The organism is Lactobacillus sp. UMNPBX17, from assembly GCF_002553735.1.
GTDB classification, from domain to species: Bacteria; Bacillota; Bacilli; order Lactobacillales; family Lactobacillaceae; genus Lactobacillus; species Lactobacillus gallinarum.
Genome location: NZ_PCYT01000019.1, coordinates 22,418 through 34,229, shown reverse-complemented (window position 1 = coordinate 34,229; position 11,812 = coordinate 22,418). Strand labels below are relative to the sequence as shown.

The 11,812-nt window shown below is 37.9% G+C and carries 10 protein-coding genes, 1 tRNA gene and 1 pseudogene; 8 read left to right on the top strand and 4 right to left on the bottom strand.

All coding sequences use genetic code 11. The annotated features are described in order from the left end of the window. Nucleotides 1-196: 196 nt before the first annotated feature. Nucleotides 197-1,684 carry an SH3-like domain-containing protein gene (locus CP368_RS04675; protein WP_098043909.1) on the top strand — a complete coding sequence of 496 codons (1,488 nt, stop codon included), beginning with the start codon at nt 197-199 and terminating at the stop codon, nt 1,682-1,684. A gap of 44 nt (nt 1,685-1,728) precedes the next feature. On the opposite strand, the gene CP368_RS04670 is transcribed toward CP368_RS04675, so the two are convergent. Then, a tRNA-Arg gene (locus CP368_RS04670) sits at nt 1,729-1,800 on the bottom strand. 246 nt (nt 1,801-2,046) lie between these two features. Between CP368_RS04670 and CP368_RS04665 the strand changes: the two genes are divergently transcribed. The 4 genes from CP368_RS04665 to tpiA all read left to right on the top strand — a co-directional run bounded on the left by CP368_RS04665 (nt 2,047) and on the right by tpiA (nt 6,258). Next, nucleotides 2,047-3,078, top strand: a complete 1,032-nt coding sequence (locus tag CP368_RS04665; protein ID WP_025005146.1) for a sugar-binding transcriptional regulator — start codon at nt 2,047-2,049, stop codon at nt 3,076-3,078. A 55-nt stretch (nt 3,079-3,133) separates the two neighbouring features. Next, a complete protein-coding gene (gap, locus tag CP368_RS04660; protein ID WP_025005145.1) occupies nt 3,134-4,150 on the top strand; it encodes a type I glyceraldehyde-3-phosphate dehydrogenase in 1,017 nt (338 codons plus the stop codon). 112 nt (nt 4,151-4,262) lie between these two features. Next, the gene (gene pgk, locus CP368_RS04655) at nt 4,263-5,474 is read left to right on the top strand and encodes a phosphoglycerate kinase (RefSeq protein ID WP_025005144.1); all 1,212 of its coding nucleotides are present in this window, start codon (nt 4,263-4,265) and stop codon (nt 5,472-5,474) included. Between the two features lie 25 nt (nt 5,475-5,499). Continuing rightward, nucleotides 5,500-6,258: a triose-phosphate isomerase gene (tpiA, locus tag CP368_RS04650; RefSeq protein ID WP_013437505.1), complete on the top strand. Its 759-nt coding sequence runs from the start codon at nt 5,500-5,502 to the stop codon at nt 6,256-6,258. Between the two features lie 289 nt (nt 6,259-6,547). On the opposite strand, the pseudogene CP368_RS04645 reads toward tpiA, so the two are convergent. From CP368_RS04645 to CP368_RS04635, 3 genes and pseudogenes are all read right to left on the bottom strand, one after another. Beyond that, nucleotides 6,548-7,978: pseudogene (locus CP368_RS04645) on the bottom strand (transposase). Nucleotides 7,979-8,132: 154 nt separating this feature from the next. Then, nucleotides 8,133-8,654, bottom strand: a complete 522-nt coding sequence (locus CP368_RS04640) for a hypothetical protein (protein ID WP_098036988.1) — start codon at nt 8,652-8,654, stop codon at nt 8,133-8,135. Nucleotides 8,655-8,660: 6 nt separating this feature from the next. Further along, nucleotides 8,661-9,542: a Cof-type HAD-IIB family hydrolase gene (locus CP368_RS04635; RefSeq protein WP_087175653.1), complete on the bottom strand. Its 882-nt coding sequence runs from the start codon at nt 9,540-9,542 to the stop codon at nt 8,661-8,663. Nucleotides 9,543-9,610: 68 nt separating this feature from the next. Between CP368_RS04635 and CP368_RS04630 the strand changes: the two genes are divergently transcribed. From CP368_RS04630 to tsaE, 3 genes are read left to right on the top strand one after another with little or no spacing between them, the layout of a single operon-like run. Continuing rightward, entirely contained in the window at nt 9,611-10,309 is a 699-nt protein-coding gene (locus CP368_RS04630) for a uracil-DNA glycosylase (protein WP_098036990.1), read from the top strand. Between the two features lie 11 nt (nt 10,310-10,320). Then, the gene (gene pta, locus CP368_RS04625; RefSeq protein WP_098045787.1) at nt 10,321-11,310 is read left to right on the top strand and encodes a phosphate acetyltransferase; all 990 of its coding nucleotides are present in this window, start codon (nt 10,321-10,323) and stop codon (nt 11,308-11,310) included. Continuing rightward, a complete protein-coding gene (gene tsaE, locus CP368_RS04620) occupies nt 11,310-11,789 on the top strand; it encodes a tRNA (adenosine(37)-N6)-threonylcarbamoyltransferase complex ATPase subunit type 1 TsaE (protein ID WP_098044392.1) in 480 nt (159 codons plus the stop codon). The genes pta and tsaE overlap by 1 nt, the downstream gene beginning before the upstream one ends. Nucleotides 11,790-11,812: the final 23 nt, after the last annotated feature.

Genomic DNA, 11,812 nt, shown 5'->3' with positions numbered 1-11,812 from the left:
TACCAAGAAAAATATTGGCATATCATACACCAGATGAAATTTTTGAAAGAGAATTGGATCAGATCTATCAAGCAGCTTAAGTGTTCAATTTATTATTGCAATTTACGATTAATTTTTTTCTAATAATATAAGACAATTTTTGATGAATTGGTGCTAAGATATGAGTATATGCTGTTTTTTTAAGGAGGAAGAATGAATGAGAAACAATAAAAAGCTAATTTTAGCTGGTTTATTGCTTGCTGGAAGTTTATTAACTATTAATGGTCAAGCAAACACTGTTCAAGCTAAAAGCTACGGCAAGGCTGTTACTAAAATTGCAGGTAATGGTAATTATGCAATTTATCACAATGTTTCAAGCAAGGGACCAAGCGGCAAGTTTACTTCAACTAAGTATTTTAAACATGGTCAAATTCAATCAAAGGAATCTAAATCAACCAGAAAAGGTACTTTCTGGAAGATTATTGTTGATGGTCGCAATGTTGGTTGGGTAAGTGAAAAATTCTTTGCACGTAACCAAATCTCTGTTGCTAATGAGGTAAGCTTAGTTAAAAATAGTGATTACAGCTTCCCTACTAGAGATGCGATTAACTACGCTACAGATGCACATGGTACTGCAATTAATCCTAATAAGGTTCATGTTTCTAGAAAGTATATAAGTACTAATCCAGACAAAGTAACCTATAGTTATGGTAAAGCAAAGGCAGAAGTTAATATTGACGTTCATGATGGTGATATGGCTTCTCCAAGTGTTACTCCGAAGAAGGGCTTTAAGACTACTTCTACTTGGAATGGTGGCTCAAAGGGCTCATCTAGAAACTGGAATCGTGCACATGGATACCGTTCAGAAACTACTAGCAACACCATTAAGAGCAATGGCTTAACTCTTAGAACTCGTTTGTTCCAACCTAGATTTTTGAGTTTAGGTTATGGTCAAGCTGGGGATGCAATGGGCCAAGTTGGTGTAATTCCTGAAGGTATGACAGTTAACGGCGGTATTTTCACTACTTCATTATTTACAAGCAGCAATAGTCAATATGGACACTTAGTTTCATATAACTTGAATGCATTAAAGAGCAAGTATGCTGCACAAAATCTTACTACTATGAAGTGGAGCACTTTTAAGTCATACGCTAAAAACATTAAAGTAAGTCCATATATTAAATTGGGTCACGGTCAATCATTAGGTTCTTCATCAAGTTACATCTACGTATTGGCTAATGACAATAAATACAATAATGGTCCTGCTTCAGAAGAAATCTTACAAATTCGCAAGAGCGATATGAAGATTAACAAGATTTGGACATTTAGAATTTCAGACAATCGTTACATTCACAACGCTACTTTTGTAGGCGACGATACTATGTACGCTTTATTCCACAATGGTGGTCATAACTGCTATGAATACTGGAAGTTAACTAGAGATGGTGATACTTGGAATGCTACTGAAGTTGGCGCAACTGAAGGTAGATTTATTTCTAATTCACCAGTTCAAGGCTTTGCTTATGGCGACGGTCACTTCTTCATTGGCTTTAATGACAACATCTTTAAGGTAAGTGAAAATGGCTCTGCACAAAAGCATTACCGTTTCAACACTAAACGTGAAATTGAAGGTATGTCAGCAACTGGTTCAAGATTGTATGTACAATTTGCACAACGTGCTGAATTGACTTCAGGTAAGTTTTAATAGTAAATGAAAAAGCTAGAGCAATTGCTCTAGCCTTTTTTGTATGGGTCCCCTGGGAGTCGAACCCAGATTTTAAGAACCGGAATCTTACGTGCGATCCATTACACTAAGGACCCAAACTACGCAACTTCTAGTATAACAGAAAAAGAATATAAATAGAAATGATTTTGTGAGCCTTACAATTTTTTTAAAATAGCCGATCTTTTTCTTGAATTACGAAAAATACATTGTTATACTAACAGTGTCGATTGGGAAATGTATGAATTTGAAATAGTTGTACGTTTCTCTTATATTTTTAAGTATTATGGGACAGCAATCGACACAGATGTGGTCGCTAAGCGTCCCAGGGAAAGGAGGGAACGATGAATTCGGACTTTTCTTTGCTCGAAGCGCTCGTTCCCGACGTCTTAAAGATTCTTCGACAAAGGTATCTTGTCCTTGAGCAGATAGCACTGCATGCGCCGATTGGGCGTAGAAGTGTAGCTCAACATTTAGGGCTTTCAGAAAGAAACATTAGAACCGAAACTGAATATTTGAGTCAATTAGGTTTGATTGAAACTAAAAGTTTTGGAATGTTTTTAACTGAAAAAGGCGAGAAAACATTACAAGATGCGGGGCCATTGATTGACCGTCTCTTTAATGCGGGTGAAACAGAATTAGCACTGGCTAAGAAATTAGGGATTGAAAGAACCTTGATTGTACCAGGTAATGCTGATTTGCAAGATCGCGTTTATGAAGAGATGGGAGAAGAGTTAAGTTCAGCTTTAAATTTACTCTTGCCATTAGGTCATTCAATAGTTACAATTCTAGGTGGAGCGGCTTTAGCAAAATCTGCTAAGTATTTATCTCCTAGTTTAGGGAATAACCGCCAGTTAGAATTTGTTCCTGGTCGAGGAGCCTTGGGCGAAAATGTAGAAACGCAAAGTAATACAATCGTCCAAGAAATGGCAGCTAAAACTTCGGGTACGTATAAGACATTGTATTTACCTGAACAGGTTTCAGCTGCAGCGTATAAATCTTTGATACGTGAATCCTCGATTGCGGATGTTCTGCAAGATATTTCACAAAGCGATGCAGTGATCCATGGTATTGGGTTAGCCCAAGAAATGGCGCAGCGTAGAGGGTATAATTCAATTAGACTTTCGGAGCTTCGTGAAAAGAAGGCCGTCACCGAATGTTTCGGGTGTTTCTTCGATGAAAAAGGCAAGGTTGTCGACCGTATCACCCAGGTTGGATTACAGTTTGAGAACCTATATAAAATACCCCACATATTTGCTTTTGCATGTGGTGCAAGAAAAGCCAAAGCAATAAAAGCATATATGCCCAATGCACCTCATCAAACCTGGTTAATTACTGATGAGGGTGCCTCAAATATGATTTTAAAGGGGAAATAAAATCCCGTTTAAAATAAATTGTTGTTTATAGTTCTTAAAGGAGGACTTTTAGGTTATGACAGTTAAAATTGGTATTAACGGTTTCGGCCGTATCGGTCGTTTAGCATTCCGTCGTATTATGGACTTAGGCGAAAAGAGTAAGGACATCGAAGTTGTTGCTATCAACGACTTGACTACTCCATCAATGCTTGCTTACTTACTTAAGTACGACACTACTCATGGTACTTTCAACCACGAAGTTTCATCAACTGAAGATGCTATCGTAGTTGACGGTAAGAAGTACCACGTATACGCTGAACCACAAGCACAAAACATTCCTTGGGTTAAGAACGATGGTGTTGACTTTGTTCTTGAATGTACTGGTTTCTACACTAGCAAGGCTAAGTCACAAGCTCACCTTGACGCAGGTGCTAAGCGTGTATTGATCTCAGCTCCAGCTGGTAACGACTTGAAGACTATCGTTTACTCAGTAAACGAAAACACTTTGACTGCTGACGACAAGATTGTTTCAGCTGCTTCATGTACTACTAACTCACTTGCACCAATGGCTAACGCTTTGGACAAGGAATTCGGTATCGAAGTTGCTACTATGACTACTATCCACGCATACACTGGTACTCAAATGACTTTGGATGGCCCTGCTCGTAGTGGTAAGGAACAAGACGCTCGTGCTGCTGCTGAAAACATCATTCCTCATACTACTGGTTCAGCTAAGGCTATCGGTTTGGTATTGCCTAACTTGAACGGTAAGATGAACGGTCACGCACAACGTGTTCCAGTTCCAGATGGTTCAGAAACTGAATTAGTATCAATCTTGAGCAAGAAGGTTACTGCTGACGAAGTTAACGAAGCTATGAAGAAGTACGAAAGCCCATCATTTGCTTACAATGGTGACCACATTGTTTCAAGCGATGTTTTGAACATGACTGCTGGTTCAATCTTTGACCCAACTCAAACTATGGTAACTACTGCAGGTGACAAGCAATTAGTTAAGACTGTTGCTTGGTACGACAACGAATACTCATTCACTTGCCAAATGGTTCGTACTTTATTACACTTTGCTACTCTTTAATCATTAATTTAAATTAACTGATTATAGTTAAGTGGTAATTGAGAAGGCGGAGGGAGATTCTTCCTTCCGCCTTTTTTTGAAGGAAAAATATCAAAATAATCGGAGGATTATAATGGCTAAATTAATCGTTGACGATCTTGATGTTAAAGGCAAAAAGGTTTTAGTACGTGTAGACTTCAATGTTCCAATTAAGGACGGCGTTATCGGTGATGACAACCGTATCGTTGCTGCACTTCCAACTATCAAGTACATCATTGAACATGGTGGTAAGGCTATTTTGCTTAGTCACTTGGGCCGTATTAAGTCAGATGCTGACAAGAAGGAATTATCATTAAAGCCAGTTGCTGAACGTTTAAGTGAACTTCTTAAGAAGCCTGTAACTTTTGTACCATCAAACGAAGGTAAAGAAGTTGAAGATGCTATCAACAACATGAAAGATGGCGACGTTGTTGTTCTTGAAAACACTAGATTCCAAGATATCGACAATGACTTTGGTAAGCGTGAATCAGGTAACGATCCTAAGCTTGGCGAATACTGGGCAAGCCTTGGTGACATGTTTGTAAACGACGCATTTGGTACTGCTCACAGAAGTCACGCATCAAACGTTGGTATCGCTACTGCAATGAAGGAAAACGGCAAACCTGCAGCTGCTGGTTACTTACTTGAAAAGGAAATCAAGTACTTAGGTGACGCTGTTGATAACCCTGTACACCCATTCGTAACTATCTTGGGTGGTGCTAAGGTTTCAGACAAGATTGGTGTTATTAACAACTTGATTCCTAAGTCAGACCACATCTTAATCGGTGGTGGTATGGCTTACACCTTCTTAGCAGCTCAAGGCCACAAGATCGGTAAATCATTATTTGAAGCTGATAAGGTAGACCTTGCTAAGGAATTGCTTGAAAAGGCTGGCGACAAGATCGTTCTTCCAGTTGACAACGTAGCTGCAACTGAATTCTCAAACGATGCTTCACGTGAAGTTGTTGGTGATGACATTCCTGACAACATGATGGGTCTTGACATTGGTCCTAAGACTATTGCTAAGTTCAAGGACATCTTAAAGGATGCTAAGACTGTTGTTTGGAACGGACCAATGGGTGCTTTCGAAATGCCTAACTTCGCAGAAGGTACTTTGGAAGTTGGTCGTGCATTAGCAGACCTTACTGACGCAACCACTATTATCGGTGGTGGTGACTCAACTGCTGCTGCTAAGCAATTGGGTATTGCACCTAAGATCAGCCACATTTCAACTGGTGGTGGTGCTTCACTTAACTACCTTGAAGGTAAAGTATTGCCAGGTATCGCTTGCGTACAAGACAAGTAATTTAAGTTAAGGAGATAATAGACTAATGAGCCGTACACCAATTATTGCTGGTAACTGGAAGTTACACATGAATCCAGAACAAACTACTGAATTCGTTGACGCTGTTAAGGACAAGTTGCCAGATCCAAGTAAGGTAGAATCACTTATTTGTGCACCTGCAGTTGACCTTGATGCTTTAAGAAAAGCAGCTAAAGGTTCAAACTTACACATCGGTGCTGAAAACTGTTACTTTGAAGACGAAGGTGCTTACACCGGTGAAACTTCACCTAAGGTCTTGAAAGAAATGGGTATGGACTACGTAATTATTGGTCACTCAGAACGTCGTGGCTACTTCCACGAAACTGATGAAGACATTAACAAGAAGGCTAAGGCAATCTTTGCTAATGGCTTGAAGCCAATTATTTGCTGTGGTGAATCACTTGAAACTCGTGAAGCTAACAAGCAAGAAGACTGGGTAGTTGCTCAAATTAAGGCTGCTTTAGATGGTCTTACTGCTGAACAAGTATCTTCACTTGTTATTGCTTATGAACCAATTTGGGCTATTGGTACTGGTAAGACTGCTTCATCAGACCAAGCTGAAGAAATGTGCAAGACTATCCGTGAAACTGTTAAGGACTTGTACAACGAAGAAACTGCAGAAAACGTTCGTATTCAATACGGTGGTTCTGTAAAGCCAGCTAACGTTAAGGAATTAATGTCAAAGCCTGACATTGATGGTGGCTTAGTTGGTGGTGCTTCACTTAAGCCTGAATCATACTTAGAATTGGTAAACTACCAAGACTAATCTGATTATTAAAAAAGGAACTTCTTAATTAAGGAGTTCCTTTTTATTATGCATTTAATAACAGACAATAGAGTCTAAAGCTTTTATTAAATGTCCAAATGTAAGGAAATACATTAAGAAATAATAACATTTAATCCCTTGTATTTTTTACCTAAAAAAGTATAATAAGTACTGGAGGTTGAAATATTACAGAGTAAACCTTCATTATTCAGTCTCTGCCTAATAATTCCTTATTACTTAATAAATACAAACTTTATGGCAGAAGATACATCTATATCTATATCACTTTCTAGAAAGTGTCTGGGAAAAAACTAACTCTCAGATACAAAAAGACGATCAACTAACTCTTAATTTGAGTTGCTTGACCGTCTTTTTCTTTTCGCTTAAACAAAATTGGTCCTTTGACCATCTTCTGTTCCAATATTTGCTTAAATTCATCATCATGAAGGCTATTCCCACATCGGTTTCAACCTTCTTTTTGCCTCTTAAATGAGTTCGACGCATGCCAAAAACATTCTTCAAATGTCCAAAAATCGGCTCCACAGCATACTTTCTCATTCTGTAGATGTGACTGCCTTCAGGACTTTGGAGAACTGCTTTGGCTTTTTCTTTTAAGTATTGCCAGTTAGGATTATAGCGAACCTGACCAGTCGTTTTATCTTTACGCCAACTATAATATTTGAAGCTAAATCTAACGCCGTTTTGATCAAGGTAGTAATCGTCTTGTTCATCATAGAACCAGTTAGCTAGCTTAGATGGATCGTTTTTGTGCTTTCTGGTTTGTTCCTTTTCATACATGGTATAAGTGATATAGTACTGCTTAAAGTCAGTCGGATTAGGATACAAGGCGAAATCAATTACATACTGATCCGTCGTAGCGACTTGAATATTATAGCCTGGCTTAAGCTGACCATTTCTCATGTGCTCTTCTTTCATATGCATGAAAGTCGCATCGTGGTCGGTCTTGGAATAGCTATTGCGCCCAGCAAAGATTGCTTTTGCCTCTTCGTATTTCTTCATTCTAGGAACATAGTCTTTTCTGAGTTTATGAAGCAGCTTCTTAAGATCGCGCCTTCTTGCTTTTCTAGGCGATCCACCAGGAATGGCTTTAGGCTCTCGGGCAATCTCTTCAGTCAGCTTTTCAATTTCAGCTTCCGTTTCTTGCGCTAGCTCTGCCAATCCCTGACTGGTCTGGACTTGCTCTTTTGCCATTGCTTTGACGACTTCTTTGGCAATCAGTTCATCATATAGTTCAACTGCCTTGCGCCAAACGAAAGTATAGAGATTGGCATCAGCTTCAATTTTGGTGCCATCAATAAAGATAGCTCCTTCATAGACCTTCCTGCTCTAATAGGTTCGTAAAGTAAAGGAAGCTTTTCTTAATCAATTCGTTGGCGTGGTCGCTCGATCTAAAATTATTGATAGTATGGTATGAGATCTTTTGATGCTCTGCCAGTACCATCATCGGCAGATTTTCTTCTAGCATCAGCGCAATTTTTCTGCCTGAGAATACTCTGCGAGAATAGGCAAAGAGCAAGATCTTGAGCATCATGGCTGGGTGATAGGCAGGACGCCCGGTTTTGGCAGTATCGCCAAACAAGACGTCTTCTGGAATCGAATCGACGAACCAGCTAATGGCGTTAGCTAAGTGATTATTAGGTATAGCAAAGTCTAAATTAAGTGTTAAAGCCGTTTGGCCTGTGATATAATTCTTGTACATGATAGTTTCCACCTTCTTATTTTTATATTGTGGTGATTTAATAATATCAAGGCAGAAACTAAAAGTATAGAAAAAGAACGATGAAATCGAATAGGAAATCATCGTTCTTTTTTTATGTCTTAGGAATTAGTTTTTTCCCAGACACTTTTTCTGATTAATTAGGATTAATTTCTAATTTTTTTGCTATTGGTGGAAATGTAGGTAATTTTAATGGGGTTACGTGCCATTGGGTAAATAATACTGAAGTAAGTAAAATAAATGGAATATCTTCTGGCTTGGTGATATTGCATGTTAGGACAACCCCATGTTCTGCAACGATTGTCTTGACGTTAGCAATACTTTTAAAGCCTGATCTAAAAGTATAGGTCCCTCGTTTAATACTTCCCGTAACGATATATTTTAGTTGAGTCAGATAAAATATATTAGTATTAAGCGTATTAAGCTTTTTGACACTAACTAGAGAGTGATCTACTACGTCAATAGTAAAGGATGCAATCAGTCCAGTACCATCAGTAAATAAGCGTCCAATTTCGTTTCTGTTAGTGTCATATAAATATAAAGTATGATTTGGGTTATCGAGATTTCCTTGAATAATAAATTCAATTTTTCCTTTAGGATTGATCACAGGAATTTGACCATAATCTTTTTCTTGATTAAGTTCCAGCCAAAACAACATACTTTGTCACCTCTGATCTTGTTTATTTTCCTTTATAAATTGATTTAAGATATAAGCTACACCGTCTTCGTTATTAGTTTTAGTAGTGATTTGTGCTAACTTTTTTATTGCTGGAATGGCATTACTCATGGCTACTCCTGTTCCAGCTTCACGAATCATGCTTTCATCATTTAAATTATCTCCGATAGCCGCAATTTCGTCACGTTTAATATTTTTTAGTTTGGCGTAATCAAGAAGGGCGATCCCTTTTTGTGCTTGGTGAGCATTGATTTCAATATTAGATGATGAACTAGAAGTAACAACTAAATCCTCAATTTTTGCCACTTCTTTTTTAACATTATCAAAGGCCTCATGACCACGTGAATCAAATGCAATGATTTTCATTACTTCAACATCAGGATCATGTAATAGGTCCTCAAAATGGTCAACTTGTTTCATGTTCATGATAGTCTTATTTCCGGCAGAGATTGCGACTGCTTGTTTAAAATCAAGTAAAGGATTTAGATCGACCATTAAATGCGCTACATTAGAAATACGCTGGTTAAGGTCTTCAGTATAAACTTGATCAGCAGTGATGATTTCAAAATAAAATCCTGCCTGATGTAATAATTCAACAAGTTTTAAAGCCTTAGAAGTTGGGATTTTATGTTTGACCATTAATTTGCCGTCTTCATCGAAAACTAGGGCTCCATTTAAATTGATAAAACCAGTATGTAAACCAGCATCTTTTAGAACTGCGCGAGATTCACGTGGAGCTCGACCGGTAGCAATTAAAAATTCAATACCGTTATTTTGTGCATTTTTCACAGCTTGAATATTTGCTTCAGAAACGGACATATTAGAATTAAATAATGTACCATCGAGATCGCAAGCTACCAATTTGATCATAAAATTTCCTCCCAATTGCTATTAAATTAATGATACCATAAAGGAGATTAGAAAAGAGGGTGTAAGACTTGGCTAAAGAATTAATCGGTAATGACTGGGATAAAATTTTAGATCCAGTTTTTGCAAGTGATAAGTATCACGAATTACATAATTTTTTAAAAGAAGAATATTCTACTAAACGTATTTTTCCAGATATGTATCATATTTTTACTGCTTTTAAATTAACACCGTTTAACAAAACTAAAGTAGTGATTTTGGGCCAAGATCCATATCATAATCCGGGACAAGCAAATGGCATGAGCTTTTCAGTTATGCCAGGTACACCATTGCCACCATCACTTAGAAATATTTATAAGGAACTTTATGATGATGTTGGTGCTCGTCCGGTTAACCATGGCTATTTAAAGAAATGGGCCGACCAAGGCGTCTTGCTTTTAAATGCTGTGCTAACTGTTCCTTATGGTCATGCTAACGGCCATCAAGGTAAGGGATGGGAAGATGTAACAGACACTGCGATTAAGGCTTTAAGTAAACGTGGAAAGGTTGTTTTTATTTTATGGGGTAGATTTGCTCAAAATAAAATCCCATTAATTGATCAAAGTAAGAATTTTATTATAAAATCATCTCATCCGAGTCCATTTTCAGCTGATCGAGGATTTTTTGGTTCTCGACCATTCTCACGTTGTAATACGGCATTGCTTAATTTTGGCGAGACGCCTATTGATTGGCAATTGCCAGAAACAGTGAATAAATCTGATTTAGCATAAGAGGTATATATATGAGTGTATTTTCATTATTTAAAAAGCAAGTTGAAGCAGCAAAAGACAAAAAAAGAATTGTTTTTCCTGAAAGTGACGATTTAAGAATTTTGACTGCCGTTTCTAATTTGAATAAAGACGGGATAGTTGAGCCAATTTTAATTGGCAAAAAAGAAGATGTCGCCAAAATAGCGGAAGAAAATAATTTGGATCTTACCGGGGTAAAGATTTATGATCCAAATAATTATGCGGATTTAGATAAAATGGTAAAGGCATTTATAGCAGCTAGAAGAAAAGATACTAGTGCAGCCGAGGCTAAAGCCAAATTAGCTAAGGAAAACTATTTCGGTACAATGTTAGTAAAGATGGACTTAGCAGATGGAATGGTATCCGGTGCAGCTCATTCAACCGCCAATACTGTTTTGCCGGCTTTGCAATTAATCCATGCTGCTGAAGGGATGCATCGTGTATCTGGCGCCTTTGTAATGGAAAAAGGTGATGAAAGATATATTTTTGCTGATTGTGCAATTAATATTGAGCCTGATGAAGAGACTTTGGCTGAAATTGGTTATCAATCAGCACAAACAGCTAAGATGGCTGAAATTGATCCTAAAGTAGCCTTTTTAAGCTTTTCTACTAAAGGTTCAGCTGAAGGATCAATGGTTGATAAGGTTCATGATGCAGCTGCAATGTTCCAAAAGAGTCATCCGGAAATTCCAGCAGATGGTGAATTGCAATTTGATGCCGCATTTGTTCCAGCTGTTGGTGAAAAGAAGGCACCTGGTTCTAAAGTAGCAGGACATGCAAATGTCTTTGTCTTCCCAGAGCTTCAATCAGGAAATATTGCATACAAGATGGTTCAACGTTTGGGCGGCTTCACTGCTGTAGGTCCAATCTTACAAGGTTTGGCTGCACCAGTTAATGACTTATCTCGTGGCTGTAGTGAACAAGATATTTATGATTTAGCAATTGTTACAGCTGCTCAAGCTTTAGCAAAGGATGAAAAATAATGACTAAGTTAGAAATTAATTCTGCAGAGGAGATGCAAAAGTTAGGTGCATCTTTGGCCAAAACGGCTAAGCCGCATGATTTGCTCTTATTAAATGGTGATTTGGGTGCCGGGAAAACCACTCTTACGCAGGGCTTAGGACGCACACTAGGCATACATCGACCTGTAAAAAGCCCAACTTTTACTATTGTGCGTGAATACCGTGAAGCTGAATTACCGCTTTTCCATATGGACTTTTATCGTTTAGAGAATGATGATTTATCATCAATTGACTTAGATGGCTATTTGGCTGAACCTGGCTTGGTAGTAATTGAATGGCCTCAGTTGGTAATGAACGATTTGCCTGATGAATATTTGCAACTAACTATTACACGAGTAGATGATAGTTGGGATTCAACTAAGCGTGTAGTTGAATTGAATGCACATGGTGAACGCAACGAAGAATGGATTAAGGATGCTTTAACCGAATACGAAAAATAATATAAAAAATGATCTAGGATTAT

What these genes read in the sequence shown, in the direction of transcription:
- CP368_RS04635 (WP_087175653.1), bottom strand. Translation starts at nt 9,542, where the DNA reads ATGATCAAATTGGTAGCTTGCGATCTCGATGGTACATTATTTAATTCT.
- pta (WP_098045787.1), top strand. Translation starts at nt 10,321, where the DNA reads ATGAGTGTATTTTCATTATTTAAAAAGCAAGTTGAAGCAGCAAAAGAC.
- tpiA (WP_013437505.1), top strand. Translation starts at nt 5,500, where the DNA reads ATGAGCCGTACACCAATTATTGCTGGTAACTGGAAGTTACACATGAAT.
- CP368_RS04640 (WP_098036988.1), bottom strand. Translation starts at nt 8,654, where the DNA reads ATGTTGTTTTGGCTGGAACTTAATCAAGAAAAAGATTATGGTCAAATT.
- gap (WP_025005145.1), top strand. Translation starts at nt 3,134, where the DNA reads ATGACAGTTAAAATTGGTATTAACGGTTTCGGCCGTATCGGTCGTTTA.
- tsaE (WP_098044392.1), top strand. Translation starts at nt 11,310, where the DNA reads ATGACTAAGTTAGAAATTAATTCTGCAGAGGAGATGCAAAAGTTAGGT.
- CP368_RS04675 (WP_098043909.1), top strand. Translation starts at nt 197, where the DNA reads ATGAGAAACAATAAAAAGCTAATTTTAGCTGGTTTATTGCTTGCTGGA.
- CP368_RS04665 (WP_025005146.1), top strand. Translation starts at nt 2,047, where the DNA reads ATGAATTCGGACTTTTCTTTGCTCGAAGCGCTCGTTCCCGACGTCTTA.
- pgk (WP_025005144.1), top strand. Translation starts at nt 4,263, where the DNA reads ATGGCTAAATTAATCGTTGACGATCTTGATGTTAAAGGCAAAAAGGTT.